At 64.7% G+C, this 26,813-nt stretch carries 26 protein-coding genes; 8 read left to right on the forward strand and 18 right to left on the reverse strand.

Features of this window, described 5'->3' with window-relative positions; all coding sequences use genetic code 11:
* Positions 1–6 precede the first annotated feature (6 nt).
* Both CAG41_RS15585 and CAG41_RS15590 read right to left on the reverse strand, forming a co-directional pair.
* Positions 7–1,173 (reverse strand): catalase family protein, encoded by a 1,167-nt coding sequence (locus CAG41_RS15585; protein WP_085707172.1) that lies wholly within the window; start codon positions 1,171–1,173, stop codon positions 7–9.
* On the reverse strand, positions 1,170–2,978 hold the full coding sequence (locus tag CAG41_RS15590; RefSeq protein WP_085577695.1) for a di-heme-cytochrome C peroxidase: 1,809 nt from the start codon (positions 2,976–2,978) through the stop codon (positions 1,170–1,172). Before CAG41_RS15590 ends, CAG41_RS15585 begins: the two co-directional genes overlap by 4 nt.
* Before the next feature lie 270 nt (positions 2,979–3,248).
* Between CAG41_RS15590 and CAG41_RS15595 the strand changes: the two genes are divergently transcribed.
* From CAG41_RS15595 to CAG41_RS15615, 5 genes are all read left to right on the forward strand, one after another.
* Entirely contained in the window at positions 3,249–3,965 is a 717-nt protein-coding gene (locus tag CAG41_RS15595) for an FKBP-type peptidyl-prolyl cis-trans isomerase (protein WP_085577694.1), read from the forward strand.
* A gap of 294 nt (positions 3,966–4,259) precedes the next feature.
* Entirely contained in the window at positions 4,260–4,715 is a 456-nt protein-coding gene (locus CAG41_RS15600) for a YkvA family protein (RefSeq protein WP_085694584.1), read from the forward strand.
* 114 nt (positions 4,716–4,829) lie between these two features.
* Entirely contained in the window at positions 4,830–5,171 is a 342-nt protein-coding gene (locus CAG41_RS15605) for a helix-turn-helix domain-containing protein (protein WP_085577692.1), read from the forward strand.
* Positions 5,168–5,539 (forward strand): hypothetical protein, encoded by a 372-nt coding sequence (locus tag CAG41_RS15610; protein WP_003223109.1) that lies wholly within the window; start codon positions 5,168–5,170, stop codon positions 5,537–5,539. Before CAG41_RS15605 ends, CAG41_RS15610 begins: the two co-directional genes overlap by 4 nt.
* Positions 5,540–5,947, forward strand: a complete 408-nt coding sequence (locus tag CAG41_RS15615; RefSeq protein WP_085577691.1) for a sel1 repeat family protein — start codon at positions 5,540–5,542, stop codon at positions 5,945–5,947.
* A 98-nt stretch (positions 5,948–6,045) separates the two neighbouring features.
* On the opposite strand, the gene CAG41_RS15620 is transcribed toward CAG41_RS15615, so the two are convergent.
* Both CAG41_RS15620 and CAG41_RS15625 read right to left on the reverse strand, forming a co-directional pair.
* Positions 6,046–7,836 carry a bifunctional diguanylate cyclase/phosphodiesterase gene (locus CAG41_RS15620; protein ID WP_085656319.1) on the reverse strand — a complete coding sequence of 597 codons (1,791 nt, stop codon included), beginning with the start codon at positions 7,834–7,836 and terminating at the stop codon, positions 6,046–6,048.
* Between the two features lie 132 nt (positions 7,837–7,968).
* A complete protein-coding gene (locus CAG41_RS15625; protein WP_170929972.1) occupies positions 7,969–10,053 on the reverse strand; it encodes a carboxy terminal-processing peptidase in 2,085 nt (694 codons plus the stop codon).
* 180 nt (positions 10,054–10,233) lie between these two features.
* Here CAG41_RS15625 and CAG41_RS15630 point away from each other — a divergent pair, with 180 nt between their 5' ends.
* On the forward strand, positions 10,234–11,196 hold the full coding sequence (locus CAG41_RS15630; protein ID WP_085707173.1) for a zinc-binding dehydrogenase: 963 nt from the start codon (positions 10,234–10,236) through the stop codon (positions 11,194–11,196).
* 56 nt (positions 11,197–11,252) lie between these two features.
* On the opposite strand, the gene CAG41_RS15635 is transcribed toward CAG41_RS15630, so the two are convergent.
* The 6 genes from CAG41_RS15635 to CAG41_RS15660 form a co-directional block, all read right to left on the reverse strand.
* The gene (locus tag CAG41_RS15635; RefSeq protein WP_085577687.1) at positions 11,253–11,906 is read right to left on the reverse strand and encodes an HAD family phosphatase; all 654 of its coding nucleotides are present in this window, start codon (positions 11,904–11,906) and stop codon (positions 11,253–11,255) included.
* Between the two features lie 34 nt (positions 11,907–11,940).
* Positions 11,941–12,930 (reverse strand): ABC transporter ATP-binding protein, encoded by a 990-nt coding sequence (locus tag CAG41_RS15640; RefSeq protein ID WP_085694580.1) that lies wholly within the window; start codon positions 12,928–12,930, stop codon positions 11,941–11,943.
* On the reverse strand, positions 12,927–13,727 hold the full coding sequence (locus tag CAG41_RS15645; RefSeq protein WP_085577685.1) for an ABC transporter permease: 801 nt from the start codon (positions 13,725–13,727) through the stop codon (positions 12,927–12,929). Before CAG41_RS15645 ends, CAG41_RS15640 begins: the two co-directional genes overlap by 4 nt.
* On the reverse strand, positions 13,714–14,550 hold the full coding sequence (locus CAG41_RS15650) for an ABC transporter permease subunit (RefSeq protein ID WP_170929971.1): 837 nt from the start codon (positions 14,548–14,550) through the stop codon (positions 13,714–13,716). The genes CAG41_RS15645 and CAG41_RS15650 overlap by 14 nt, the downstream gene beginning before the upstream one ends.
* A gap of 5 nt (positions 14,551–14,555) precedes the next feature.
* On the reverse strand, positions 14,556–15,362 hold the full coding sequence (locus CAG41_RS15655; protein WP_085577683.1) for an alkaline phosphatase family protein: 807 nt from the start codon (positions 15,360–15,362) through the stop codon (positions 14,556–14,558).
* A gap of 120 nt (positions 15,363–15,482) precedes the next feature.
* On the reverse strand, positions 15,483–16,547 hold the full coding sequence (locus CAG41_RS15660) for an ABC transporter substrate-binding protein (protein WP_085577682.1): 1,065 nt from the start codon (positions 16,545–16,547) through the stop codon (positions 15,483–15,485).
* 351 nt (positions 16,548–16,898) lie between these two features.
* Between CAG41_RS15660 and CAG41_RS15665 the strand changes: the two genes are divergently transcribed.
* Positions 16,899–17,612, forward strand: a complete 714-nt coding sequence (locus CAG41_RS15665) for a UTRA domain-containing protein (RefSeq protein ID WP_085577681.1) — start codon at positions 16,899–16,901, stop codon at positions 17,610–17,612.
* A 112-nt stretch (positions 17,613–17,724) separates the two neighbouring features.
* Here CAG41_RS15665 and CAG41_RS15670 read toward each other — a convergent pair whose 3' ends face one another.
* From CAG41_RS15670 to minC, 8 genes are all read right to left on the reverse strand, one after another.
* Positions 17,725–19,884, reverse strand: coding sequence for a mechanosensitive ion channel family protein (locus CAG41_RS15670; protein ID WP_085577680.1), 2,160 nt, complete (start codon positions 19,882–19,884; stop codon positions 17,725–17,727).
* A gap of 75 nt (positions 19,885–19,959) precedes the next feature.
* Entirely contained in the window at positions 19,960–20,136 is a 177-nt protein-coding gene (locus tag CAG41_RS28605; protein ID WP_007965354.1) for a hypothetical protein, read from the reverse strand.
* A gap of 191 nt (positions 20,137–20,327) precedes the next feature.
* Positions 20,328–21,617, reverse strand: a complete 1,290-nt coding sequence (locus CAG41_RS15675; protein WP_085707174.1) for a M18 family aminopeptidase — start codon at positions 21,615–21,617, stop codon at positions 20,328–20,330.
* 282 nt (positions 21,618–21,899) lie between these two features.
* Complete coding sequence (locus CAG41_RS15680) at positions 21,900–23,000, reverse strand: hypothetical protein (RefSeq protein WP_085577678.1); 1,101 nt, start codon at positions 22,998–23,000, stop codon at positions 21,900–21,902.
* 52 nt (positions 23,001–23,052) lie between these two features.
* Complete coding sequence (locus CAG41_RS15685; protein ID WP_085577677.1) at positions 23,053–23,688, reverse strand: RluA family pseudouridine synthase; 636 nt, start codon at positions 23,686–23,688, stop codon at positions 23,053–23,055.
* A gap of 91 nt (positions 23,689–23,779) precedes the next feature.
* Positions 23,780–24,034 (reverse strand): cell division topological specificity factor MinE, encoded by a 255-nt coding sequence (gene minE / locus CAG41_RS15690; RefSeq protein WP_007960071.1) that lies wholly within the window; start codon positions 24,032–24,034, stop codon positions 23,780–23,782.
* Positions 24,034–24,846: a septum site-determining protein MinD gene (minD, locus tag CAG41_RS15695; protein ID WP_085577676.1), complete on the reverse strand. Its 813-nt coding sequence runs from the start codon at positions 24,844–24,846 to the stop codon at positions 24,034–24,036. The genes minE and minD overlap by 1 nt, the downstream gene beginning before the upstream one ends.
* Before the next feature lie 169 nt (positions 24,847–25,015).
* Entirely contained in the window at positions 25,016–25,753 is a 738-nt protein-coding gene (gene minC, locus CAG41_RS15700) for a septum site-determining protein MinC (RefSeq protein ID WP_085577885.1), read from the reverse strand.
* Between the two features lie 117 nt (positions 25,754–25,870).
* On the opposite strand from minC, the gene CAG41_RS15705 reads away from it, so the two are divergent.
* Positions 25,871–26,803 carry a lipid A biosynthesis lauroyl acyltransferase gene (locus CAG41_RS15705; protein ID WP_085577675.1) on the forward strand — a complete coding sequence of 311 codons (933 nt, stop codon included), beginning with the start codon at positions 25,871–25,873 and terminating at the stop codon, positions 26,801–26,803.
* Positions 26,804–26,813: the final 10 nt, after the last annotated feature.

A 26,813-nucleotide genomic window follows, 5' to 3' on the forward strand; every position in this document is an offset into this window, starting at 1 on the left:
TGCGTTTCATTGGCTGGCGTTGCGGCTGTGCCGGTAGTCGCTCACCGCCTCATACACCGCCTTGCGCAAACGGTTGATCCCGCCGATCGGCCGATGGGCCTCGATGCCGAACCACGGGTTGAAGGACAGGTTGTCGCATTGCAGGTTCTGCGCCGGGGTGTCGAAATCCTGGGGCGGCAGGGTAATGCGCGCCACGGTCTCGAACGGTGCATCCTGCTCGCGCCATTCGATGCTGGTGTCCTCGATGGGCATGAACGCCCGGGCGTCCTGGCGCTGGATCTGCAGCGCGAAGCAGGCGGGCACGCGATCCGTCGACAACTGCTGGTTCAACGCGCTGCGCAGGAAGTTCGGCAGGTCCCGGTTCTGCTTGGGCAAGGTGTAGGCGGGGCAGTTGTCCGGATCCGGCGTTACCCGGAACTTGGCGTTGGTGTCCCCGAACCGGTACGGCGACACCGAAAAGTACGTCGTGCGCGTCGGGCTTTCCGGCGGCGCAGACAGCGTCGCCAGGGCGATGAACAAATGACGGACCTGCCAGTTACGCGGATCCCAGCCCGGAAAGAACGCCATGACCCGCTTGCCGTCCGCCTGCGCCGCCACGTTCTGACGGTATTCGGCGACATCGCTGACAAAGAAGTTCGGGTGGCTGAACATCACGAAATCCTGTTCATGCAGATCCCGGCGGTCGTCCAGCAACTGCTTGCCCGGCACATCGTGCAGCTTGATCGCCATGCCCCGGGCGTCGCGGATGCTGTCGAACTGCGGGTAGGCGTTGCCGTTGGACAGGCGCACCGTCGCCTGCCAGACCTTGCCCGGCTCACTGAATACGCCGCGGCGCAGGTTCTCGGCCAGATCCGGCAACACCTGCACCTGCGCCTTCACGCAGCCGTGGGCCTTGGCGTGGGCATCACGCAGATACCGGGTGCTTTCCCGGTGCTGATCGACGATGCGCACGGCGGTCTGGATGACGTCCTGGGTCATGGCCGCTTCACCCGGCGGAATCTGTTCCAGCGCCGAGACCGGGCCACGGTGCTGCCAGGCGAACCAGGCGGTGGCCAAGGCCCAGCCAATCAGGCCGAGCGCCAGCAAGAGCAGCAGGGTCTTGCCCAGGATCCGCCCCAGCCACAGCCAGAGGCGCGCCAGCGCGGACGGTTTTTTGTCGGTCTTGAAGATCATGGCAGTTGCGCCTCCAGCGGGCCGCCCAGCACTTTCAGGTATTCCAGCAGGGCCCAGCGTTCCTCGGGCTGGAGCAGCCGGCCGATCACGCCGTTGCCCCGTTCGCCGGCGCGGAATTCGTGGCCGCTGTTGTGGTTGCCGGTGATTCGGGTGTCGAACAGGAAGCCGTTGGTAAAGGCCTCGGTGCGGTAGCCCAGATGCCGCGGGTCGTACTCGAACGTGCCTTTGTAGAAGGTGGTGGCGCGTTCGTCCTGCGGCGACAGCAGTTGAAAGAGGCTGGGCACCGAGCCGTTGTGCAGGAACGGCGGCGTGGCCCAGACGCCGGCCAGCGGGCGGGCCTTGTAGGCGACTTTCTCGCGTACGCCGATAGGCAGGCCGAAACCGTCGAGTTGCGGTTTTTCGGCCGGGGTGACGCCGGCCTCGCGATAGGCACGGTTTTCCACGAAGGCCGTCACGTAGGCCAACCCCTTGGCCACCGACAGCCGGCTCAAGTCCAGCGGCTCGGTGGGATCGGGGTGCAGTTTTACGTCCATCTTGGCCAGTTCCGCCGGATCCCATTGCAGGGCGGTCAGATCGAAGCGGTGGTTGGCGATGTTGGTGGCGGCGCCGGGATCGGTGCCGATGACCTCCACCGGCAGCATGGGCAGGTGCTGCACCCAGCGTCCGCCTTCCTGGGTCTGGCGCGGCACGTGGCAGCCTGCGCAGTTTTCGGCGAACAGGGCCCGGCCCTTGGCGGCCAGCGGCTTGTCGACGGCACCCAGCAGATCTTCGGGCCAGGTCGGCGGCTGCAGCTTCTGCAGCGTCTGTTCGATCGTGTGCAGGTCGCGCACGCGGACGCTGGAGGGGTAGCGCGCGTCGCCTTGCAGCGGCTGGCCGTCGGCATCGAAGAAGTTCAGCGTGGCGCCGACGCCCAGCGCCTCACCGACGTTGCGTGCCATCGGCTGCTGCGCCGAGCCGTTCCACTGCACCCAGTCGAACGTCCACATGTCCCACAGTTGCGGGTAATCGACGGGAGCGTCGGCCACGCGGTAGTTGTCGGGCGTGATGGCATCGCCGAAGGTGGCGTTGGCGATCCGGCCGAACGCATCGGTACGGCCCGGGCCTTCTTCGGTGGGGTAGAGGCCGCGGTGGGTGTCGTTCCAGGCGACGCTGAGGAAGGTGTCCAGCGATTGCTTGAAATCCTTTCTCAGCTGCCCGTGGCGGCTGTCGTAGTCGTCGCCCAGCACGGTGCGGGCGAAGCGTTCGAATTTCCACGGGTTGTAATAGGTGGACGCCAGACTTGCCACCAGCGCCTGTCCGAAACTGCCGCCACGCAATGTAGGAACGCTGGAAGGCAGCACGTGTTGGGCGGATCCGCCGTCGATGCGCACGGCCTGGCCGTTGAAGCGCAGCTCGCCGGTGTGGCAGGCGGAGCAGGTGATGTCGAGGTATTGCTCGGAACTGCCGGGGTTCTGGTGCCGGGCAAAGCCCACGGGCAGGTTGCCGGGGTTCTGCGGCGTGGCCTTCTGCTGGGGATCCACCAGGAAACCGAAACGCGCCAGGTATTCCGGTGACGCGAAGCGCTGCTGGGAGAACGGCAGTTCCAGCGCCTGGAACCACGTGTAGCGCAGGCCTTTGACTTGCGTGCCTTGGGGCGTGAAGTAATAGGCCTGGCGTTCTTCCTCCGTCCACTGCTTCAGGTAATGCACTTGCTGCACGGGGGTGTAGAAGGGCAGTTTCGGGTTGGCGACGTAGTACAGCACTAACGCGAGGGCAAGGGCTGCCAGCACGGCGATCAGGATCAACAGTCGGTAAAAGAGGCGCAAGATGTACATCCTTGTCGAATTGTTGCGTTGTTATGCCTGAGCCGGGCAGGGTGGGGCAAGTGGCCATTACGACAAGCATTGTGAGAAGCGTCGGCAGTGATCGTCAGGCCAAGATGACAGAAGCTTCATCCCGCTCTGGATCAAATGCGTTTTAATCCCTGAACTTATCGCAGGTTTCCTGCTCTCATGCCGGTAGCCATTGGTCGTGGCGGCCTGATAAGCTCGCGGCTTTACTCGATTGCCCATTCGGCGCATGAACAAGGAAATAGCATGAAACAGCATCGGTTGGCGGCGGCGGTTGCCCTGGTTAGCCTGGTACTCGCAGGTTGCGATTCGCAGACCAGCGTGGAGCTGAAAACCCCGGCGCAAAAAGCTTCCTACGGCATCGGCCTGAACATGGGCAAGAGCCTTGCCCAGGAAGGCATGGATGACCTGGACTCCAAAGCGGTGGCCCAAGGCATCGAAGACGCCGTCGGCAAGAAAGAACAGAAGCTGAAAGACGAAGAACTGGTCGAAGCCTTCGCGGCGCTGCAGAAGCGTGCCGAAGAGCGCATGGCCAAGATGAGCGAAGAGTCGGCGGCCGCCGGCAAGAAATTCCTCGAAGAGAACGGCAAGAAGGCCGGCGTGGTCACCACCGCATCCGGTCTGCAGTACGAAGTGGTCAAGAAGGCCGACGGCCCGCAGCCTAAGCCGACCGACGTGGTGACCGTTCACTACACCGGCAAGCTGACCAACGGCACCGTGTTCGACAGCTCCGTGGAGCGCGGCAGCCCGATCGACCTGCCGGTCAGCGGCGTGATCCCGGGTTGGGTCGAAGGCCTGCAACTGATGCACGTCGGCGAGAAGTACAAGCTGTACATCCCGAGCGACCTGGCCTACGGCGCGCAGAGCCCGAGCCCGGCGATCCCGGCCAACTCGGTGCTGGTGTTCGACCTGGAACTGCTGGCCATCAAGGATCCGGCCAAAGAAGACGCCGCTGCCAAGTAAGCAGCGTCGGTTTCGCCCACAACGCCTCGCTCATGCGGGGCGTTGTTGCATCTGGACGGCGGCAAGCGTAAACAGAACGAACCCCTGCCGGTGCCGGCAGTCCCAGACATTGAGCCACCGGCGGTAACTGTCCTGGCTCGCCAAGTCAATGAAATATTGGGGTTTTTTAGGTGAGTAAAAAACGCCCGATCTGAGCGCAGCCCTTGTGAAACGGGGCTCTCAGCGTCGAAATGCAGCTCTGTTCACAAGGTTATCCACAATTTGTGTGGATAACATTTCAACGGGAAAAATCAGATGAAAACGCCGTGGAACTTCGCCCGATTCCTGCCCCTGGCCGGACGCCTGCTCGCCCGCGGGCGTTTGCCGACGTTGCTGTTCGCCGTGGCCAGCAAGGGTGCCGCCCAAGGCGACCGGCTGGGCAAGCTCAAGGATGACCTGCGCCTGCTTCAGGCGTTGTGCCTGGCGTGGTGGCGCGGCGAATACCGGGCGATCAGTCCCAAGGCGATCGTATCGGTGGTGGCCGGGCTGATGTACTTCCTCAGTCCTGTCGACGCCATCCCTGACTTCATTCCGGTGTTCGGCATGCTGGATGACATCGCTGTGCTCGCCTGGCTGATGAAGACCCTCGGTGACGAACTCGATGCGTTCCGCCGGTGGCGCAACCAACAGGCTCCGGAGAAGCTTCGTGTGGTCGAGCGCCTGCCCGATACCCCCGAGCAGCTTCAGCTTCAAGGCCCGAAAAAAAAATGATCGGCGACGGTCGCTCATTCAGATAGATGCCCCCCACGACCTTGGCCGCTGTTAGGATTACACTTCAAGGGAAAAGTGCTGACTCGCTAAGTGGTGTAGTCCTACGGGGTAGTCATGGATATTCAGATCATTACACGCGAAGGCGAGCCCGAGTATGCGGTTCTGCCATGGGCTCAGTATCAGGCTCTACTGAAAGCAGCAGGCATCAACGAAACACCGTCGCGGCCGGCACCGGCGCCGGTCGCGGCCACCCCGGACCCGATTCTTCCAGGTCTGGACCAATTACGCAGTTTGCGCGAAGGGAAGGGCATCGCCATCGAGGCGCTCGCCCGCACGGTAGGCATCAGCCCGTCTTACCTGGCCATGATCGAAAACGGCGAGCGTCAGCCCGACGCCGCGATTCGCCGCAGCCTGGCCTGGGAACTGACGGTGCCAGGGTGGAGGGAACAATCGTGAGCGTACGCATCAGCCGTCAACATTGGGACGGATTGCTGGGGGAGCTGGATCAGGCGCGCAGGCAGCGCCACCTTTTGACCTATCGGGCCTTGCTCGAACGACTGCAACTGCCCACGCCGGCGATGCAGACGCTGACTGCGGCACTGGAGCACCTCGCCGCCCTGGACGCCAAGGCCGAACAACCGTTGCGCAGTTCGCTGGTGATCAGCCAGGGCGCCAGCCGCCTGCCGCGCACCGGTTTCTTTGAATGCGTCGAGCGGCTGGGGCGTTTCTCCGGGCCGTCCGACGGCGTTGCCGCCGCTTCCTGGCACGCCTCCGAAGTGGTGCGGGTGTTCGAGTACGAATACCCCGAATCGGCGGAGGCCTGAGTGTTTCTCAAGTTCAAGGCGCACGCCGGTTACTGGCTGGCGCGCAGGTTGTTCCACTGGTCATGGTTCGTCCGCCAGCCCCGAGGCTGGCATTGGCTCGAAGGGCAGTTCGCCCGGATGGCGAATCTGGGCGATGTCGGCGCGCAGAGCTTCTACGGGCACATCCTGACGTTTCGCGGCGTGGGGCTGGGGGCGCGTGAAGAGGGCGTGCGGTTGCTGCGCCTGGCCGCATTGGCCGGTGACGGCAAGGCGGCCTACCAGGTCGGGGCCATCAGCCTGGCCGGCACGCCGTCCAAGGCGCCGGATCCGGCGGAGGCCGAGCGCTGGTGGGGGATCGCCGCCAAGGCCGGGCATCCGTTGGCGGAGGTCAAGCTCAAGGAACTGGCGGCGCGCGGACGATCCGAGTGACAGGCCTGTCTCAACGAATGAGCGGGGCGTGAGGGCAACCTCCCGCCCCGTTTTTTGCGCCTGTCGTTCGAGCCTGCCCGCACCCACAGGAGACGGTCTCAGCGTTGCCCCATCAGCAACGCCGGCCCTGCGTCAGGCACGGCCCCGCAGTCGATGACGTGCACGCTGTAGCCCGGCACATTCTTGGCGTGGTGCTTGGCCTGCGACGCCATTTCCGCGAGCTGGCTGGCGTCCAGTTGCCCGCACGCCTCGGGGTGCAGGTGCACCACGCCGATGGACAGCGACAGCAGCGGGAATTCCTGGCGCACCCCCTGACGGTTCGGTGCGGTGAAGCAGCCGGCGTCGAGGTGTTCGGGGCGGTAGAAGCGCCGGCACTGGCTCTGGAAGTCGTCGAGCAACTGGTTGAGGCGCTTGCGCCAGTCTTCAGGTCCCAGCACCAGCAGGAAGTCGTCGCCGCCGATGTGGCCGACGAAGTCGCGGGTGGGGTCGACGCGCTCGTTCAGGCATTGGGCCAGGCACAGCAGCACTTCGTCGCCCCGGCCGTAGCCGTAGATGTCGTTGAAGGGCTTGAAGCTGTCGATGTCGACGTAACAGATGATCGACTCGCGGCCCTGCTGCAGCAGGCGGGTCAGGCACTGCTGGATCGGCACGTTGCCGGGCAGCAGGGTCAGGGGGTTGGCGTAGCGGGCCTGCTGGATCTTCAGCTCGGTGATCAGCTTGAGCACGTCGATCACCCGGCCCAGGCCCAGGTAGCTGCCGTTGAGGGTGATGATGAAATCCTCTTCGATGCGTTGCCGGGCGCGGCTGGTGATCAGGCGGCTGACCTGCTGCAGCGACTGGTTCATTTCCACGGCCAGGAAATCTTCGCTCATCAGGCGGCTGATCGGCTTGCGGGCGAACAGGTCGGTGGCGAACGGCTTGAGCAGCGCATCGGACAAGGAATGCCGGTGGACGATGCCGCAGGGCTGGTCCTGGGCGTCGAGCACCGCCAGCGAATTGAGGTTGGCCTGGCGGCGGAAGGCTTCCAGCACGTTGGCGGTCGGGGTGTCGCGGTTGACCGCCGGCTGGTCGTTGAGCAGGGCGCTGAGGTCGCTGCCTTCGTCGTTCAGGGCGACGGCGCTGCTGTCGTGCTTGGGCATCAGGGCCCGGGCGTCCCGGGGCGGATGTTCCTGGGGACGGCCCAGCAGGTAGCCCTGCACCAGGTCGATGCCCATCTCCGTGAGCACGGCGAGCTCTTCCGGCAGTTCGATGCCCTCGGCGATCACCTGGGCCCTGGAGGCCTTGGCGATCTGCAGGATCGAGCCGACGAACTCGCGCTTGAGCGCATCCTGATGGATGCCGTCGATGAAGTGGCGGTCGATCTTCACGTAGTCCGGACGCAGCTCGGACCAGAGCCGCAGGCTCGAATAGCCGGCGCCGAGGTCGTCCAGCGCAATCGAGAAGCCCATGGCCCGGTAGTGGTGCAGCGCCGTTTGCAGCAACTGGAAGTCGTCGGTCGGCGTCTGCTCGGTCAGTTCGATCACCACTTGGCTGGGCGGGATGCCGAAGTCCTGAAGCAGTTGCAGCGTGCGCCCCGGTTGATGCGCGGCCTCAAGCAGCGACTCCGGCGAGACGTTGAGGAACAGCTTGCCCGGCAGCCGCTGTTCGTTGAAGCGCCGGCAAGCGCTTTGCCGGCAGGCGATCTCCAGTTCGCTCAGGCGGCCGGCCTGGCGGGCCACGGCGAACAGGGCGATGGGGGAGTGCAGCGGGCTGTTGGACGGGCCCCGGGTGAGGGCCTCGTAGCCGAGGATGCGCCGTTGCGAGAGGCAGATGATCGGCTGGAACAGGCTGTGCAAACCGCTTTGAGTCAGGATCGAGCTCAAGGCACTCAGCTGTTCGGTCGTGGTCATGGCATTCTCGGGCGATAAAAAAAGGACTGGGAGCGCTCTTGTTCAAGAGTCGCTCCCAGTCCTTTATTGCACGACAGAATGATGACTGTTTGATGACGATCCGGGGATCGTCACCATTAAATTGCCATCACCTTACTTCTTGGCGACCTGGTTGCTCAGCTTCAGGTAATCCAGCAGCACCCGCCCGGTCTCGCTCAGGTAGGCGTCGTCTTCCGGCTTGACCTTGTCCGGCTCGGCGGCGGCCAGGGCGTCGTCGTCTTCTTTCTTCAGTTCCTTGAGCGGTTCTTCGCCCTTGGCCTTGCGGCGGATGTTTTCCATCGCCAGCTGCTTGGCGTCGATGTCGGCGTGCTGGGCGCGGCGGTCGGCTTCGTTGAGGCTGACGGTCTTCTCTTCCAGCAGCTTCTGCGCCAGGGCCAGCTTGTCGCGGATGAACACGAACTCCGCATCCTTGGCGGTGCGGGTGTCATGCTCGGACTTGAGCTGCGCCAGGAACGGCTTGAACGGATCCACCGCCGGCTTGATCGCCGCGCGGATGGTGTCCCACGGCATGGCTTCCGGCAGGGCGCTTTCGCCGATTTCCTTGGTGTCGATCAGCGACGGGTAGTCGATGTCCGGCAGTACGCCCTGGTGCTGGGTGCTCTGGCCGGAGACGCGGTAGAACTTGGCCAGGGTCAGTTTCAGCTCGCCGTGGTTCAGCGGCTGGATGGTCTGCACGGTGCCTTTGCCGAAGGTCTGGCCGCCGATGATCAGCGCACGGTGGTAGTCCTGCATGGCGCCGGCGAAGATCTCCGAGGCCGACGCGGACAGGCGGTTGACCAGCAGCGCCATCGGCCCTTTGTAGAAGGCGCCCGGGTTTTCGTCTTCGAGCACGTCGACACGGCCGTCGGCGTTGCGCACAAGCACGGTCGGGCCCTTGTCGATGAACAGGCTGGTCAGCTCGGTGGCTTCCTGCAGGGAGCCGCCGCCGTTGTTGCGCAGGTCGATGACCACGCCGTCGACTTTCTCTTTCTGCAGTTCGGTCAGCAGTTTCTTGACGTCGCGGGTGGTGCTCTTGTAGTCCGGGTCGCCGGCGCGGAATGCCTTGAAGTCGAGGTAGAAGGCCGGGATCTCGATCACGCCGAGCTTGTAGTCCTTGCCGTCCTGTTTCAGGCTGAGCACGGACTTCTTCACGGCCTGGTCTTCGAGCTTCACCGCTTCGCGGGTGATCGGCACGATCTTGCTGGTCTGGTCGTTAGGCGCATTGCTGGCCGGAATCACTTCCAGGCGCACCACGGTGCCTTTCGGGCCGCGGATCAGCTTGACCACTTCGTCCAGGCGCCAGCCGACCACGTCGACCATTTCCTTGTTGCCCTGGGCGACGCCGATGATCTTGTCCGCCGGGGCGACCTGCTTGGTCTTGTCGGCAGGGCCGGCCGGCACCAGGCGCACGACTTTCACCTGGTCGTTGTCGCTCTGCAGCACGGCGCCGATGCCCTCCAGGGACAGGCTCATGTTGATGTCGAAGTTTTCCGCGTTGTCCGGCGACAGGTAGTTGGTGTGCGGATCGTAAGACATCGCGAAGGTGTTGATGTACGCCTGGAAGATGTCTTCCGGGCGGGTCTGGTCCAGGCGCGCCAGCTGGTTCTTGTAGCGCTTGGTCAGGGTTTCCTGGATCTGCTTGGGCTCTTTGCCGGCGATCTTCATCCGCAGCACTTCGTCCTTGACGCGCTTGCGCCACAGGTCGTCGAGCTCGGCGGTGGATTTGAGCCAAGGCGCATCCTTGCGGTCGATCAGCAAGGTTTCCTTGGTGGTGAAGTCCATCTTGTCGACGCCCTTGCCCAGTTCGCCGAGGGCGAAGTCCAGGCGCGCCTTCACGCGGTCCAGGTAGCGCTTGTAGATGGTGAACCCGGCGTTGAGGTCGCCGCTCTTGAGGAAGTCGTCGAACTGGGTCTTCCACTTGTCGAATTCGGCGATGTCGCTGGCCATGAAGTAGCTGCGCGACGGATCCAGCAGCTTGATGTAGCTGTCGTAGATGATCACCGAACGGGCGTCGTCCAGCGGCGGCTTGCTGTAGTGGTGGCGCTTGAGCAGTTCGACGACGTTCAGGCTGGCGATCACTTCGTCACGGTCGGGCTGCAGCTTGTCCCAGCTGTTGGCTGCGAATGAGCTGCCCGAGACCGGCAACAGACCGATACCGATGATGAGGGCGAGGGCGGAGCTGGGGAGCAGATGCTTCATGCTGATTCGACGCGGGGACAATTGATAACGCATATTAGGCCGTCTTTGAAGTCGCCGGTACCTCTGCGCTCTGCCCGAACACAATCGTTCAGTGTTCGTTCAGACCCAGGGCCGGTCGCATAATGCAAAAAGCCCGGCGCTACAGCTTCGGGCTCAGTCCAGACTCACTATGGAGGCAGTGTGAAGGCATTGCAAGGCGTTGACGGTCAAGTGGCATGGGTAGATGAGCCGAGTCCTTCGTGCGATGCGGGGCAAGTGCGCATCCGGGTGGCGGCGGCGGGGCTCAACCGCGCCGATCTGTTGCAGAAAGCCGGGCTCTATCCGCCGCCGCCGGGGGTGAGCCAGGCGCTCGGCCTTGAGTGTTCGGGGGTGATCAGCGAAGTCGGCGCGGGGTCGTCCTGGCAGGTCGGCGACCGGGTGTGCGCGCTGCTGGCCGGCGGCGGGATGGCCGAAGAAGTGGTCGTCGACGGGCGGCACGTGCTGGCGGTGCCGGAGGGCCTGTCGCTGGCCGAAGCCGCCGCGCTGCCCGAGGTCTACGCCACTGTCTGGCTGAACGTGTTCCGGCTGGCGGCGCTCAAGCCGGGCGAGAAGGTCTTGCTGCATGCCGGCGCCAGCGGCATCGGTTCGGCCGCCATCCAGCTGTGCAAGGCGTTCGGCAACCCGTGCTGGGTCAGCGTCGGCTCGGCCGAGCGCCTGGCCTACTGTGAAGCGCTGGGGGCCCAGGGCGGCGCGGTGCGCACCGATGACCTGGAGAGCCTGCGGGACTTCGGCCCGTTCGATGTGATCCTGGATCCGGTGGGCGGCCATTACTCGGCGCTGAACCTCAAGCTGCTGGCGCAGGATGGCCGCTGGGTGCTGATCGGCCTGATGGGCGGGCGCGAGGCGAAGCTGGATCTGGCCCAGGTGCTGAGCAAGCGCGTGCAGTTGCTGGGCTCGACCCTGCGCAGCCGCGACGACGGGTTCAAGGCCGATCTGTTCGCCGACCTGAACCAGCATGTCTGGCCGCTCTTCGCCGAAGGACGGTTGAGCCCGCAGTTGGCGAAGACGTTCGCGGCCAAGGACGCCGAAGCGGCGTTTGCGGAGCTGGCGAGCAACACGGTGGCGGGGAAGGTGGTGCTGCTGATCGACGAAAGCCTGGCCTGACGGCCCGCACATTCTGTGGGAGCGGCGGTGCGGACCGACGCTCCCGCAGGAGGCGGTCAGGTCCAGAGGTGGATCGGCCAGCCGGCCTGTTCGGCGTGTTCGCGCAGCACCGGATCCGGGTTCACGATGTGCGGGTAGTCCACCTTCAGCAGCAGCGGCAGGTCGTTGCGCGAGTCGGAATAGAAGCTTGCGCCCTCCAGGTTCTCTTCTTCGGCGTCCAGCCACTCCAGCAGACGGGTGATCTTGCCTTCGCGGTAGGTCAGGATGCCGGTGGTCTGGCCGCTGTACACGCCATGGGCGACCTCCAGCTCGATGCCGAGGATTTCGTCGATGCCCAGGCGTTCGGCGATCGGCTTGACCAGGTGCGTGCCCGAGGCCGAGATCACCAGGATCCGGTCGCCAGCCTTGCGGTGGGCGGCGATGGCCTTGGTCGCATCGCTGAAGATGATCGGTTCGATGAAGTCTTCCACCCACGGTTCGACCAGGTGTTCCACCTCCGCCGGGGTGCGGCCGATCAGCGGCTCAAGGCTGAACGCCATGTAGTCCTCCATGCGCAGCTTGCCATGGCTGTAGGCGTCCATCAGTTCGTTGTTCCTGCGCATGAACGACTCGGGATCGACCCAGCCCAGTCGTCCCATCTGCTCGCTCCAGAGGGAGGCGCAGTCGCCGTGGATCAGGGTTTCGTCCAGATCAAAAATTGCCAGGGCCATCAGTGCGGTTCTCTCTTCAACGTCAGCAAAGTCATCAGGCTACCTCACGCAGGGCCGTCGGATCGATGGAAAGCTTGAGGCGGCGGCCGTCGGGGTGCAGATCCGCCGCCGAACGGTTGAGCACGTCCACCACCAGTTCCACGCCCCGGGCCTCGACCCGGTAGCGGATCACGTTGCCCAGCAGGCTGTGGCTGCGGATCTGCGCGTCGGGCTCGCCGTCCACGCGCAGTTCGATGGCTTCCGGGCGGATGGCGATGCGGTGGTGGACCGGGCGCTGCAGCAGCTTCGAGGCGCTGTCGGCGTCCAGCAGGTTGTAGTTGCCGATGAAGCCGGCGGCGAACACGTCCACCGGGGCGGTGTACAGGGTTTCGGCATCGCCGCTCTGTACGATCTTTCCCTGGTTCATCAGGAAAATCCGGTCGGACATGGTCAGCGCTTCTTCCTGGTCGTGGGTGACGAAGATCGTGGTCAGGCCGAGTTCGCGCTGGATCTGCCGGATCTGCTCGCGCAGGTGCTTGCGGATCCGCGCATCGAGGGCTGACAGCGGTTCGTCCAGCAACAGCAGGCGGGGCCGGGTGACCAGGGAGCGGGCGAGGGCCACGCGCTGGCACTGGCCGCCGGACAACTGATGGGGATAGCGGCCGGCGAAGTCATTGAGCTCCACCAGCTTCAGCGCTTCGGCCACGCGCTTGTGGCTGTCGTCGGCGTTGACCTTCTGCATGCGCAGGCCGAACGCCACGTTCTGCTCCACGGTCATGTTGGGGAACAGCGCGTAGCTCTGGAACACCATGCCGATCCCGCGCTTCTGCGGGCTCAGCGGCACGATGTCGACGCCGTCGAGCAGGATCTTGCCGCCGTCCACCGGCGTCAGGCCGGCGATGCAGCGCAGCAGGGTGGACTTGCCGCAGCCGGACGGGCCGAGCAGGGTGACGAACTCGCCCTTGTTGATTTCGCAGTTGATGTCGCTGAACACCGTGGTGCCCGCGTAGTGCTTCTGCAGATGTTGGACGCTGACATAGCTCATTGGCTTTTGTCCTTGTTCAAGATGTTGGCGACCCAGGTCAGGACCAGCACGAAAAAGAAGTAGGAGATCACCAGCGCACTGGTGAAGTGGCCGCTGCTGTTGCGCATGTTGTTCAGGTACACCTGCAGGGTTTCGTAGCGGGTGCCGACCAGGATGTTGGCGAACACGAACTCGCCGAACAGGAACGAGAACGACAGCAGCAACGCCACCATCAAGCCCTTGCGCAGGTTCGGCAGCACCACCAGGAACGCCGCCTGCCAGGTGCTGGCGCCGAGCAGTTGGGCGGCGTCCATCAGGTCGCGCAGGTTGATCGCCTGCAGGTTGTTGGTGATCGCCCGGTACATGAACGGCAGCGCCACGGTGAAGTAGCAGCCGATCAGGATCCACGGCGTGCCGACCATCGCCAGCGGCCCGGAGCCGTAGAGCTGCAGCAGCCCCACCGACGACACCACCGGCGGCACCGCGAAGGGCAGCAGGATCAGGATGTTCATCAGCGCGTCGAGCTTGGGGAAGTGGTAGTGCACCACGAACAGCAGCGGCAGGATCAGCACCACCGACAGCGCCAGCGCGCCCACGCACACCAGCAGCGACTGGCCGAAGGCGTGCAGGAAGCGCGGATCGCTCCACAGCTGGATGTACCACTTGAAGGTGAAGCCGCTGGGCAGCACGGTGGCCGACCAACTGCTGGCGATCGAGTAGACCAGCGTGCCCGCCAGCGGCAGCAGCAGAATGGCGAACAGCAGGCAGACCACGACGCGGTGGTAGAGGCCGGCCGGGCCGGATTCAGCGCGAGACATGGTAGCTCCTCTTGAGCAGCAGTTGATGCACGACGGTCACCAGGGTCATCAGGACGACCAGCACCACGGCCAGGGCGCTGGCCAGGTTCGGGTCGAGCGAGATGTCGCCGGAGACCATCGCCGCGATGCGGATCGGCAGCACGTTGAAGTTGCCGGTGGTCAGCGCGTAGACCGTGGCATAGGCGCCCAGGGCGTTGGCCAGCAGGATCACGAAGGTGCCCAGCAGCGCCGGGGTCAGCACCGGCAGGCCGATGTGGCGCCAGAACTGCCAGCCGCTGGCGCCGAGCAGCGCGGCGGACTCGCGCCAGTCTTCGCGCAGCGCATCGAAGGCCGGATAGAGCAGCAGCACGCCGAGGGGGATCTGGAAGTAGGTGTAGAGGATGATCAGTCCGGTCTTGGAGTACAGGTTGAAGTCCTGGATGAGCCCGGCCTGCTTCAGCATGATCGTGAAGCTGCCGTTGAAGCCCAGCAGGATGATGAACGCGAAGGCCAGGGGCACGCCGGCGAAGTTGCTGGTCATGTTGGCGAAGGCGTTGACGAAGTTGCGCAGTTTGCTGTCGACCCGGCGCAGCGAGTACGCGCCCAGCACCGCAATGAGGATGCCGAACACGCTCGACCAGAAACTGATCTCCAGGCTGTACTGGATCGCCTGCAGGTAGAACTTGGAGCTGAAGATCCTGGTGAAGTTGGCCAGGCCCCAGCCGGACTCCTCCGATTGCAGGCTGTTGATCATCACCCAGGCCAGCGGTGCGATCTCGAACACCATGAAGAACAGGGCGAAAGGCACCAGGCACAGGGCGGCCAGCCATTTGCTGCGGGTCATCGGATTCACTTGAGCAGCTCCCGGCAGACGGGTTTGTCGTGGGGCACACCGAGCAGTTCGCAGACGGTGCCGCACAGGTCGGTCTGCTTCGGCCGGGCGCCCGGATCCAGGCTGAAGGCGTCGCCCAGCACGAACAGCGGCACCCGGCGCTCCTCCGGCAGCAGGCCGTTGTGCGAGCGGTCGTTGTTCATGCCGTGGTCGGCGGTCACCAGCACCTGGTAGCCGGCGTCGAGCCAGCCTTGCAGGTAGTCGGCGAGGATGATGTCGGCGCTGCGGGCGCTGTTGCGGTACTGGGGCGAGTCGAGGCCGTGCTTGTGGCCGGCGTCGTCGATGTTCATCGGATGGATCAGCAGAAAGTTCGGGCGGTGGCGCAGGCGCAGGTGCTCGGCGTCGGCGAACAGGTGCGAGTCCGGGTAGTGGTCGTTCCAGTAGAAGTGGCCGTGCTGGATCGGCAGGGCCGGGTCGTCGGTGTGACGGTCGCGCGCCGCCACGAACGGTGAGCGGTTGTACAGCTCGCTGACCCAGTGGTAGGCCGCCGCAGCGGTGGTCAGGCCGGCGTCCCTGGCGTAGTGGTAGATGCTGCGCTGGTTGGACAGGCGCGAGACGTTGTTGTGGACGATGCCGCTGTCGATCGGCGGCACGCCGGTGAGGATGCATTCGTACAGCGGTCGGGACAGGGCCGGAAGCTCGCACTCCAGTTGATGGAGCGCGGCGCGTCCTGCGCCGACATAAGCTTGCAGATGCCCCATGGCGTGACGGGCGACCTCGTGGCTGAGGCCGTCGAGCACGACAAGGATGACGTTGTGCTTCATAGGGGCAGAAACTCCGCGAAACAATAAGAACGGGAAACTCGAAATCGATACGGATCCTGTGGGAGCGAGCAAGCCCGCTCCCACAGGGTTTTGTGCCAGACCCAGTGGGGATCTATCGGCTTACTTCATCTCGACGATGACTTCTTCGTTCCACTTCTGCGGCAGGGCCTTGGAGGTCTTCTCCCACGCATCGGCGTCCTTGATCGGGGTGACCTTCTTGTACTGCTCGTTCGGCAGCAGCTTGGCCTTCACGTCTTCCGGCAGGGTCAGGTGCTCGGCGCGGATCGGACGGGCGTTGCCGCGGGCCAGGTTGATCTGGCCGGCGTCGCTGAAGATGTATTCGCGGGTCAGCTTGGCCGCGTTCGGGTTCTTCGCGTACTTGTTGATGATGGTGGTGTAGCCGGAGATCACCGAGCCGTCGGACGGGATCAGCACCACGAAGTCATCCGGGTTGGCCATCTTGGCCTTGTAGCTCAGGCCGTTGAAGTCCCAGACCACGCCGACTTCCACTTCACCCTTCTCGATGGTGGAGATGGTCGGGTTGGACATCGACAGGCGACCCTGCTTGGCGATGTCGGCGAACAGCAGCAGCGCCGGCTGCAGGTTCTTCTCGTCGCCGCCGTTGGCCAGCGCGGCGGCCAGCACGCCGTTGGCGGCTTGCGCGGCGGTGCTCACGTCACCGATGGAGACCTTGTACTTGCCGCCCTTGAGGTCGGCCCATTTGGTCGGCACTTCGGAGCCGTGCAGCAGCTTCTTGTTGACGATGAAGGCGATGGTGCCGGTGTAGGCCAGCGCCCAGTTGCCGTCCTTGTCCTTGGCCCAGGCAGGCACCTGCTCCCAGGTGCTCGGCTTGTACGGCTGCACCACGCCTTGCTTGACCGCGATCGGGCCGAAGGCCGCGCCGACGTCGCCGATGTCGGCGGTGGCGTTGTCTTTCTCGGCGGCGAACTTGGCGATTTCCTGGGCCGAGCTCATGTCGGTGTCGACGTGCTTGAGGCCGTAGTTCTTGGCCAGGTCTTCCCAGGTGCCTTTCCAGTTGGCCCAGTCGTCGGGCATGCCCACGCTGTTGACGGCGCCTTCCGCTTTCGCAGCGGCTTCCAGGGTTTTCAGGTCGTCGGCCGCCATGGCGGCGGTGCACATTGCAATGGTCGAGCCTAACAGTGATGCCAGGAAAAACTGTTTCATTCCGAAGCTCCTTGGGTCGTGTTCAACGCTGCGATTGCGGTGTGTGTTGGTCTAGGTCAGCAATACCTGAGCCAATCTAAGGGGGCTGGATGACACTTTGATGTCGGCGACCGTCCGGCGGCGTTTTTTTCTGCGGGCCGTCGCAGGCTGCCCGATAAGCGTAGACCATGGCCGAAGCCCGGCCCGCAAGGGACTTGGCCGATGTATTGCAGGCTGTGAGCGTGACCGTCGGGCGGTTTTGTCATCTCCCGGTCATCTGCGCTGCCTAGGCTTTGTGTTCAGTGATGAGCCGGTTTTGCAGCGCGGTTCTGCCCCGAAACAGTGCTGGTCTAGTCCAGATAGGTAACGTTGATGCGCGATGAGGCAACAAAAGCGGTGACAGCCATTTGCCTGATCCTTCAGGAGCAGATGAACCACGGCCTGCTGGCGCCCGGCAGCAAGCTGCCGGCCGAGCGCAAGCTCAGCGAGCTGTTCGGCACCACCCGGATCACGGTGCGCGAGGCGTTGCTGCAGCTGGAGGCCCAAGGGCAGATCTACCGCGAGGAGCGCCGTGGCTGGTTCGTGTCACCGCCGCGCCTGGCGTACAACCTGATGCAGCGCAGCCACTTTCACGCGATGGTCAGCGCCCAGGGGCGGGTGCCGTCGACCGAGGTGATTTCGGCGCGGCTGCAGCCGGCGTCGGCGGCGGTGTGCGCCTGGTTGCAGTTGCCGGCGCTGTCGAGCGTGATCCAGATCTGCCGGTCGCGGCGCATCGACGGGCGGCTGGTGCTGTATGTGGAGCACTACCTGAACCCGCAGTATTTCCCGGGCATCCTGGACTGCGACCTGAACCAGTCGATCACCGAGCTGTACGCGCGCAACTACGACCTGCACTACGGCCGGGTGCGGTTCGAGATCGTGCCGACCTCGCTGTCGGTGGATGCCGCGGCGGCGCTGCGGGTGTCGGTGGGCAGTCCGGGCTTGCGGATCGCCCGGGTCAACTACGATCAGCACGAGCGGCTGATCGACTGCGACCTGGAGTTCTGGCGGCATGACGCGATCCATGTCGGCGTCGATGTGTTCTGAGCTGTTGGCTGGCCGTGACTGGATCGGTGCGCCTGCCGACGTCATCGACAGCAGGCTGGCTCACACAGGGATTCGGGGGGAGTGCGGGGAGTGAGCCTGCTTGCGATGACGGTCACTCCGGTTTCGGCTCTCCACCGCCGGCCGTCACCACCTGCACGCTCATGCGCGGCGTCGCCAGGTCCAGCCCGGCTTCGTCCAGGTGGCGCTTGAGCGACAGGTTGAACGCCCGCGAAACCTCCCACTGCTTGATCGGCGCGGTCTTGAAGCGCGCCCGCAGGATCGCGTTGCCGGACTCGAAACTCTCCACTCCCTGAAACTCCAGCGGCGACCAGATGTTGCGGCGCTGCAGGGGATCGGTGCGCATCTTCTGGCCGACCTCGCGCATCAGCTTCATCGCCTCGTCGATGTCCATGTTGTACGGCACCGCGACCCGGAAGATCGCGTAGCCGAACTCACGGGAGTAGTTCTTGATGCTCTTGATTTCGCTGAACGGGATGGTGTGCACGATGCCGTCGATGTCCCGCAGGCGCACGGTGCGGATGGTCAGCCCTTCGACGGTGCCCAGGTGGCCGCCGACGTCCACGTAGTCGTCGATGGCCAGCGAATCTTCGATGATGATGAACAGCCCGGTGATCAGGTCCGCCACCAGCGACTGCGCACCGAAGCCGATGGCCAGGCCGATCACGCCCGCACCGGCCAGCAGCGGCGTGACGTTCATGCCCATGTTGGCCAGGGCGACGATCAGGGCCACGATGAAGATCGCCACGAACAGCACGTTGCGGATCAGCGGCATCATCGTCTGCGCCCGGGTGTTGGCCAGGCCCTTGCGCGAGCGGGTGAGGGCGTGGTGCACGGCGGTGTCGCTGAGGATCCAGATCAGCCAGGCGAAGATCAGGGTGCCGATCAGGCTGAACAGCTTGACGCTGACGTCGTGGCCTTCGCCTTCGGTGAAGCCGATCAGCGACTTGCCCCACACCCGCAGGCCCAACTCGATGAACGCCAGCCATACCGCCAGGTGGGCGAGGGTGTAGAAAAAGGCTTTGAGGCGTTCGGAATAGAACGCGTGGCGCTTCGGCCCGCGCTGCGGCTTGAGCGCATGGCGACGCACCAGACCGTTGATGACCATGCACAGCACCAGCAGCACGGTGCAGATCAGCGACTGGCGCAACGCGGTGCTGGTGTCGCCGGCGGAAATGAACGTGGCGAACAGCGAAATGCCGACCAGCACCAGCGCCGGGACGTACCAGAACGTGCCCAGGATCTCGATGGTGTCGCTGAGGGCGCGGCGGGTCAGGCGGCGGGACAGCGGCTGGTTGCGGATCAGATGGGCGATGGGCCGCCGGAAGCGCAGGATGAACAGCGCGGTGAACAGGGCGGCGAGTACGTTGGCGACCGTGGCGGCGGTGTGCGCCAGGTGCACGCCGAGGCTGGCGATCAGGCGCGGATCGTTCAGGGCCTCGCCGAACGCGGCGAAGCTGCCGATCAGCCACAGCGGGCGGAACGCCTGGTGCCGCAGGATGTACAGCGCGCGGTGGCGGTGCGGCCCGTCGAGCAGGGAAAAGGCGATCACGCAGATCGCCGAGAAACAGGTGCCCACCACCAAGGCATAGGCCAGCACCATCGCCAGGCTCTTGCCCAGCGACGACGGCAGGGCGTAACTCATGTAGACGGTCATCACCAGCGCGATCATCCATGGCCCGAGCTTGCGCAGGGCGAAGCGCAGCATGTCGAGGGCCTTGGGGTGTTGCGGCAGTTCCTCGGTGAGGCCGAAGCGCAGGCGCACCCGGTGCCCGAGCCAGATCAGCGCGGCGGCGAGCAGGCTCCAGACCGCGAGGATCACGGCGAAGGCGAAGACGATCGGCACCCACTCGCTGGCGGGCACCATCAGGGCGGCCAGTTCGTCCTGGGCCTGGTCGAATTCGGCGAGCCAGCGGCTGAGCGGGCTGTCGGCGCCGGAAAACTGCTTTTCGAAGTTGGCCAGGGTGCCGCCGATCAGGCCCAGCACGCCTTCTTCCGGGGTGGCCTGGGCCTTTTGGGTGGCGTCGCGCAGTTTCTTCAGATCCGCCAGCAGGCGGGCGCGCTGCTGATCGTTCTCCAGCGACTTGATGACCTCGTCCAGCGACTGGCCCAGCGGTTCCTGGGCTTCGGGCTGGGCCTTGTTCGCGCCGTTGAGGATGCCCGGCAGGCCGACCGCCTCGGCCGGCGCCAGCGGCATCAGGGAAATCAGGCAGACGAGAAACAGGCAGGGCAGGGTGAAGAGACGGGCGAACACGGGGCAGTCAACCTCGCAAGGGGCGGATCGGGCGAGTGTACGAGCCCGCCGGAGCCAATGCGAGCGCAGCACGGCTCATTCGTTGAGTTTGGCCAGGATCTTGTAGACCACGGTGGCCAGGATCATCAGCATGCCGACCCACATGGCGAACACGCCGGCGTTCTTGTCGCGGAAGTTGAAGCCGATGGCGAGCAGGATCATGCCCGACAGGATCGGAATGAGCATGGCGTGGAACGATGACATCGAGATCATGGCGACTGCCTTGTCGAAGGGGATGGTTCAAGTCTAGGTGGGATTTTGCCCGGTGGGGGTGATGCGGGTCAGAACCGGGCCGCTCCGGACGGGGGCGGCGTCTGTTCGATAGCCATCGCCAGCAGGCTGGCTCCCACACTGGAACGCATTGCCCATGTGGGAGCCCGTCTGCCGGCGATGTTCTCGCAGGGTTACGGCAGTTCGCGGCTGGCGTAGAACGCGCTCAGCACCTTGACCAGGTGCGCCAGGTCATGGCTGCCGCACAGTTCGCGGATCGAGTGCATGGCGAACGTCGGCAGGCCGATGTCGACGGTGCGCACGCCCAGGTGGCTGGCGGTGATCGGGCCGATGGTCGAGCCGCAGCCCATGTCGCTGCGCACCACGAAGCTTTGCACCGGCACTTCTTCGGCCATGCACAGGTGGCGGAAGAACCCGGCGGTTTCGCTGTTGGTGGCGTAGCGCTGGTTGTTGTTGACCTTGATCACCGGGCCGGCGTTGAGTTTCGGACCGTGGTTGCCGTCGTGCTTCTCGGCGTAGTTGGGGTGCACGCCGTGGGCGTTGTCGGCCGAGACCAGCAGGGATTTCTGGATGGTGCGCACGAACTCGTCGCCTTCGGGCAGCAGGCGGCGCAGGGTCTGCTCCAGCATCGGGCCGTCGGCGCCGCAGGCCGAGCAGGAGCCGACCTCTTCGTGGTCGTTGCACACCAGCACGCAGGTCTCTTCGGTGTCGGCGTTGAGCAGGGCCTGCAGGCCGGCGTAGCACGACAGCAGGTTGTCCAGGCGGGCGCCGGCGATGAAGTCGCCGTGCAGGCCGATGACGGCGGCGCTCTGGGTGTCGTAGAAGCTCAGCTCGTAGTCGAGCACCACATCGGCGTTGAGGCCGTGCTCGCGGGCCAACTGGTCGGTGAGCACGGCGCGGAAGTCCACGCGCTCGTCGCCGGCGAACTGCGCCAGCACCGGCGGCAGCTCGGTCTGTGCGTTGATCGCCCAGCCCTGGTTGGCTTCGCGGTTGAGGTGGATCGCAAGGTTGGGGATGATCGCGATCGGTGCCTTGAAGTCGATCAGTTGGCTTTCGACCTTGCCGTCGCGGCGGAAGGTGACGCGGCCGGCCAGCGACAGGTCGCGGTCGAACCATGGCGCCAGCAGCGCGCCGCCGTAGACTTCGACGCCCAGTTGCCAGAAGCCCTGGCGCTGCAGTTCCGGTTGCGGCTTGACCCGCAGGCACGGGCTGTCGGTGTGGGCGCCGACCAGGCGGATACCGTCGTGGAGCGGCGAGTGGCGGCCCATCTTGACGGCGATGATCGAGGAGTCGTTACGGGTGACGTAGTAACGGCCGTTGGCTTCGGTGTGCCACGGCTCGCGCTCGTCGAGGCGCACATAACCGGCGGCCTCCAGGCGTTGGGCAAGGCTGGCGGTGGCGTGGAACGGGGTAGGTGAGGCCTTGAGGAAGTCGATCAGGCCTTGGTTCAACTCTTCGCGCATAGGAGGCTCCAGACAGCGATGGGCGGGAGTTTAACCCATCGGTCCGAGGCTGGGGACATGCGGGCGCTACTGTCTTGGTCCGGTCTTGCGGTGCCTGGGCCGGCGCCATCGCCAGCAGGCTGGCTCCCACAGAAGGGCGGCCGGCAGGAGGGTGTTGCCGGGGCCGGCCCTTTCGCGGGCAAGCCCGCTCCCACAGTGGTCTTCGGTGATCTGCGATAACTGTGGGGAGCTGGCCTGCCGGCGATGGCGTCAGCCAAGGCGTCGCGGAGCCGGAGAGGTGCCTCAGCGGGCCGCCGACACCCGTTTCTTCAGGTAGCTCATGATGATCTTTTCGTCTTCGGGCTTGTCCGGACGCGGCAGTTGCTGCGGCCAGCGGGGATGGTCCAGCAGCTTTTTCCGGCGGCTTTCGTCCCAGCGCAGGATCTCCCGCGAGGCGCATTCCCACCACTCATGGCGGCAAGCGGTGTAGTACGGATGGTCCGGCGCGGCGCTGCCGTACAAAAGGTCGCGGCCGACCTTGCGCAGGGTGCCGCTCTGGTTGCGCAGTTTCCATTTGATCTTCAGGCGCTGCCAGGCCGACGGGAACGGCTTGGCCCGCGGCACGTCGGTGCACAGGTCCACCAGGCGCTGGCTGAACGCTTCGCCGTGCTGGGAGAAGAAGTACGCCTGCATCGCATGGAAGAAACGCTTCTCCGCGAAGTAGTGGTAGATGTGCTTGCGCGCCTCCACCACCGGACGCTTGCGCATGGCGTACGACAAGGCGATCTGCTCGATGGTGTGGATCTCGAAGCCGCCGGCGGTCCATTCGTCGATCAGGCGGATCGACTCCTCGAACAGCGCCGAGTCGCTGTCGGTGACCCCGCACAGGCCGCTGTTGTAGAGCTTGAAGCCGTTGTCGGGCGTCACGCCGTGGGCAACGAGGTCGCGGGCGAGCTTGAGGTAGTCCTGGCGCTGGTGCACGTCTTTCCAGTCGTACTCGAAGCGGTCCATCACCGATTGGCCGGGGGTGATGTGCTGGAACAGCCGGTTGGGGTCGCTGGTGAACAGCGTGTCGGTGTCGACGAACAGGGTCTTCTGCGCCAGTTGCAGGCCGGCGGCGATCGCACAGGCCTTGCGCCGGTGGTGGTAGCCGTGGCTGCCTTGCCAGCGGGTCAGGGTCTGTTCGTCCAGCAGAATGGTGTCCACCGGCCAGCCGGCGTAGTCCTGCGGCCGGTCGGTGAGGATCCGGATCGCCGGGCGCTTGCCGTTCTTGGCCTGGGACAGGGCGGTGAGGATGCTGAACTTGGCTTCGCGCCGGTACACATCCTGGTTGCCGTAGATCAGGTAAAGCAGCTGGTGACGGGTTTTCTTGACGGGTGTTGCCAGGGAATCGATACCGCTCATCCGGAACAAAAATCCTTGTCTCAATACAGGCGACTGCCCCTCTGGGCAGTGCTCAGAACGGCGCCGGGCACTCGAAGCGCAAGCGTTCGCCGGACTGGGGGTGGGTGAAGCTGAGCATGCTGGCGTGAAGGCACAGGCGCGGCCAGGCCGCCAGGGCCTGCGGATGGGCATAGAGCCCGTCGCCCAGCAGCGGATGCCCGATGGACAGCATGTGCACGCGCAACTGGTGCGAACGGCCGGTGATCGGCGTCAGCTCGACGCGGCACCAGTCGCCGCAACGCTCCAGCACGCGCCAGAAGGTCAGGGCGTGCTTGCCGAACTCGTGGTCCACGACGTGGCGCGGCTTGGTCGGCGGGTCGTAGCGCAGGGGCAGGTCGATGCTGCCGCTGTCCAGTTCCGGTTGGCCCCAGCACAAGGCGGTGTAGGCCTTTTCGGTTTCCCGGTCGTGGAACTGGCGCGACAGTTCGCGGTGGGTGTCGGGGTCGCGGGCCAGCAGGATGATGCCGGACGTTTCCCAATCCAGCCGATGGACGATTCGCGCTTCCGGGTAGCCGTTTTCCTGCAGGCGGGTGATCAGGCAATCCTTGTTGTCCTCGGCCCGGCCGGGCACCGAGAGCAGCAGGGTGGGCTTGTCGACCACCAGAATGGCGGCGTCCTGATGGATGATGCGGATGTTGGACAGCGGCATTAAAACAGTCTCGTGACAAATGCCGACGGCGGCTTCAGGCCGTTCCATCGCTGGAAGGGCCTGAAGCCGCCGTCGTTCCCGCCAGGCCGGATCAGCGGTCTGGCAGGGTGATGTTGAGTTCCAGGATCGAGCAGCTGCCCTGGCTTTCCAGCGCCACGTGCACGTCGTCGTTGCCGATGTTGACGTACTTGCGGATCACTTCCACCAGTTCCTTCTGCAGGGACGGCAGGTAGTCGGGGGTGCTGCGCTGGCCGCGTTCATGCGCCACGATGATCTGTAGACGCTCTTTCGCTACCGAGGCGGTGCTGGGCTTCTTGTTGGCACGAAAGAAGTCAAAAAGGTTCATTACCTACCTCCAAACAGACGCTCGAAGAATCCCTTCTTCTCGACATTGAGGAACCGGTGTTCTTTTTCCTTGCCCAGCAGACGGTCGACGGTGTCGCTGTAGGCCTGGCCGGCATCGCTCTGGTCGTCGAGGATGACCGGGACGCCCTGGTTGGAGGCCTTGAGCACGGCCTGGGATTCCGGAATGACGCCCAGCAGGCGGACGGCGAGGATTTCCTTGACGTCTTCGACGCCGAGCATTTCGCCCTTCTCGACACGCTCCGGGTGGTAGCGGGTGATCAGCAGGTGTTCCTGGATCGGCTCTTCGCCTTTTTCGGCGCGGCGCGACTTGCTGGCCAGCAGGCCCAGCATGCGGTCGGAGTCGCGCACCGAGGAAACCTCAGGGTTGGTCACGACGATCGCTTCGTCAGCGAAGTACATGGCCAGGTGCGCGCCTTTCTCGATGCCCGCCGGGGAGTCGCAGACCACGAAGTCGAATTGGTCCTTGAGTTCCATCAGGACCTTTTCCACGCCTTCCTGGGTCAGCGCGTCCTTGTCACGGGTCTGGCTGGCGGCCAGCACGTACAGGTTCTCCAGGCGCTTGTCCTTGATCAGGGCTTGCTGCAGGTTGGCTTCGCCGTTGACCACGTTGACGAAGTCGTACACCACGCGACGCTCGCAACCCATGATCAGGTCGAGGTTACGCAGGCCCACGTCGAAGTCGACGATGACTGTTTTGTGCCCGCGCAGTGCGAGGCCGGTACCGATAGCGGCGCTGGTGGTGGTCTTACCCACACCACCCTTGCCGGATGTAACCACGAGAATCTTGGCCAAGGTGTTTCACCCCTAAGGAAGAAGGACTGTTCAGCCCCTGAAAAACATCTCTTGAAAACTAATGCAGTCGGACAGCCTTGGCTGGAATTCGGCTTTTGGCCTTTTTCCTACTTCGTTTGAGCCGTTTTCGCTATGTTTCAGAGATGCTTGGAAAATGCGGCAGTATCCGTTAAAGCCGAATGATGTTCAACACGTCGCCCGACAGGCTGACCTGCACGCCGGCGCCCCACAGCGGGTCGCGGCGCAAATCTTCGGAAACCTTGTAATGGCCTGCGATGGAGATCAGTTCAGCGCTCAATTGCTGACAGAAAATCCTCGCCTTGGTGTCGCCCTTGACGCCGGCCAGCGCACGTCCGCGCATCGGGCCGTATACATGGATGTTGCCGTCGGCCAGAAGTTCCGCCCCGGGGCTGACCGAGGAGACCACCACCAGATCGCCGCCCTGGGCGTAGATCTGCTGGCCACCACGTACTGGCGAGGTGATGACGCGGGTCGGCTTGACGGTCGGTTCCGGCGCCTTTTCCGGTTGTTTCTTCACCTCGGGCTCAGGTGCCTCCAGCGGCCGCTCGCGGGCGCCGGACGGCGGCAGCACCGGGATGTCGATGGCGATGGCGGCGGCGATGTCCTCGATGCGGCTGGCGCGGATCGCCAGGGTGCGCAGGCCGTGCTGGCGGCACACGCGCATCAGTCCCGGCAGGTCGACCGCGCCTTCGCCCGGCGGCAGTTTGTCCAGGGCCAGGACCAGCGGCGCGTTGCTGAAGAAGTTCGGGGCCTGGGCCACTTTGGCCGCCAGTTGCCGGTCGAGGCTGTCGAGGTCGTTGCGGGACAGCTCCAGCACGGTGATGGCCAGCATGCTGCCCTTCAACTGGAACACGGGATCCTGGTCTAGCGGTTCGGTTTGGCTCATGTCGGGATACAACGGCTTGTCACTAAAAGTGCCGAGACTTATAACGAGAACGCCGGCCAGCCGCAAGCCGGGTCGAACGATGTAGAATGCGCGGCCACTGCATTGACGGAAGCTTTAATGGAACGCCCGCGTTTTCGAACCGCCTTTCTTTCCCCGCGCTTCTGGCCGCTCTGGTGCGGCTTGGGGCTCTTGTGGCTGATCGTGCAGCTGCCGTACCCCGCCTTGCTGGCCATCGGTCGGTTTCTCGGTGCCGTGATGTATCGCCTGGCCGGCGACCGGCGGCGCATCGCCAAGCGCAACCTGGAACTGTGCTTCCCGGAGAAGTCCGCCGCCGAGCGCAAGCGCCTGCTCAAGGAGAACTTCGCCTCCACCGGCATCGCCTTCTTTGAAATGGCGATGAGCTGGTGGTGGTCGCGCCAGCGCCTGGCCAAGCTGGCCCATGTCGAGGGGCTGGAGCACCTGCAGAAGGCCCAGCGCGAGGGCAAGGGCGTGATCCTGATGGCCGCGCACTTCACCACGCTTGAGATCGGCGCGGCGCTGCTCGGCCAGCAGCACACCATCGACGGCATGTACCGCGAGCACAAGAACGCGCTGTTCGATTTCGTCCAGCGTCGCGGCCGCGAACGGCACAACCTCGATTCGCTGGCGGTGGAACGCGACGACGTGCGCGGCATGCTCAAGCTGCTGCGTTCGGGCCGGGCGATCTGGTATGCGCCGGACCAGGACTACGGCGCCAAGCAAAGCATTTTCGTGCCGCTGTTCGGCATTCAGGCGGCGACCGTTACCGCCACCACCAAATTCGCCCGGCTGGGCAAGGCGCTGGTGGTGCCGTTCACCCAGGAACGCTTGGCCGACGGCAGCGGCTACCGGCTGGTGATCCACGCCCCGCTGGAGGATTTCCCCGGCGAGACCGAAGAGGCCGACTGCATCCGCATCAACCAGTGGGTCGAAGGCGTGCTGCGCGATTGCCCCGAGCAATACCTGTGGGCCCACCGGCGCTTCAAGAGCCGTCCGCCGGGCGAGCCGAAGCTGTACGCCAAGCGCGGTTGATGTTCCCTTT

The sequence above is a fragment of the Pseudomonas sp. B35(2017) genome (genome assembly GCF_002113645.1).
GTDB classification, from domain to species: domain Bacteria; phylum Pseudomonadota; class Gammaproteobacteria; order Pseudomonadales; family Pseudomonadaceae; genus Aquipseudomonas; species Aquipseudomonas ekonensis.

Excerpts from the sequence above, each read along its gene's own strand:
- CAG41_RS15585 (WP_085707172.1), bottom strand. The coding sequence starts at position 1,173 with ATGATCTTCAAGACCGACAAAAAACCGTCCGCGCTGGCGCGCCTCTGG.
- CAG41_RS15595 (WP_085577694.1), top strand. The coding sequence starts at position 3,249 with ATGAAACAGCATCGGTTGGCGGCGGCGGTTGCCCTGGTTAGCCTGGTA.
- CAG41_RS15600 (WP_085694584.1), top strand. The coding sequence starts at position 4,260 with ATGAAAACGCCGTGGAACTTCGCCCGATTCCTGCCCCTGGCCGGACGC.
- CAG41_RS15605 (WP_085577692.1), top strand. The coding sequence starts at position 4,830 with ATGGATATTCAGATCATTACACGCGAAGGCGAGCCCGAGTATGCGGTT.
- CAG41_RS15620 (WP_085656319.1), bottom strand. The coding sequence starts at position 7,836 with ATGACCACGACCGAACAGCTGAGTGCCTTGAGCTCGATCCTGACTCAA.
- CAG41_RS15625 (WP_170929972.1), bottom strand. The coding sequence starts at position 10,053 with ATGAAGCATCTGCTCCCCAGCTCCGCCCTCGCCCTCATCATCGGTATC.
- CAG41_RS15635 (WP_085577687.1), bottom strand. The coding sequence starts at position 11,906 with ATGGCCCTGGCAATTTTTGATCTGGACGAAACCCTGATCCACGGCGAC.
- CAG41_RS15640 (WP_085694580.1), bottom strand. The coding sequence starts at position 12,930 with ATGAGCTATGTCAGCGTCCAACATCTGCAGAAGCACTACGCGGGCACC.
- CAG41_RS15645 (WP_085577685.1), bottom strand. The coding sequence starts at position 13,727 with ATGTCTCGCGCTGAATCCGGCCCGGCCGGCCTCTACCACCGCGTCGTG.
- CAG41_RS15650 (WP_170929971.1), bottom strand. The coding sequence starts at position 14,550 with ATGACCCGCAGCAAATGGCTGGCCGCCCTGTGCCTGGTGCCTTTCGCC.
- CAG41_RS15655 (WP_085577683.1), bottom strand. The coding sequence starts at position 15,362 with ATGAAGCACAACGTCATCCTTGTCGTGCTCGACGGCCTCAGCCACGAG.
- CAG41_RS15660 (WP_085577682.1), bottom strand. The coding sequence starts at position 16,547 with ATGAAACAGTTTTTCCTGGCATCACTGTTAGGCTCGACCATTGCAATG.
- CAG41_RS15665 (WP_085577681.1), top strand. The coding sequence starts at position 16,899 with ATGCGCGATGAGGCAACAAAAGCGGTGACAGCCATTTGCCTGATCCTT.
- CAG41_RS28605 (WP_007965354.1), bottom strand. The coding sequence starts at position 20,136 with ATGATCTCGATGTCATCGTTCCACGCCATGCTCATTCCGATCCTGTCG.
- CAG41_RS15675 (WP_085707174.1), bottom strand. The coding sequence starts at position 21,617 with ATGCGCGAAGAGTTGAACCAAGGCCTGATCGACTTCCTCAAGGCCTCA.
- CAG41_RS15680 (WP_085577678.1), bottom strand. The coding sequence starts at position 23,000 with ATGAGCGGTATCGATTCCCTGGCAACACCCGTCAAGAAAACCCGTCAC.
- CAG41_RS15685 (WP_085577677.1), bottom strand. The coding sequence starts at position 23,688 with ATGCCGCTGTCCAACATCCGCATCATCCATCAGGACGCCGCCATTCTG.
- minE (WP_007960071.1), bottom strand. The coding sequence starts at position 24,034 with ATGAACCTTTTTGACTTCTTTCGTGCCAACAAGAAGCCCAGCACCGCC.
- minC (WP_085577885.1), bottom strand. The coding sequence starts at position 25,753 with ATGAGCCAAACCGAACCGCTAGACCAGGATCCCGTGTTCCAGTTGAAG.
- CAG41_RS15705 (WP_085577675.1), top strand. The coding sequence starts at position 25,871 with ATGGAACGCCCGCGTTTTCGAACCGCCTTTCTTTCCCCGCGCTTCTGG.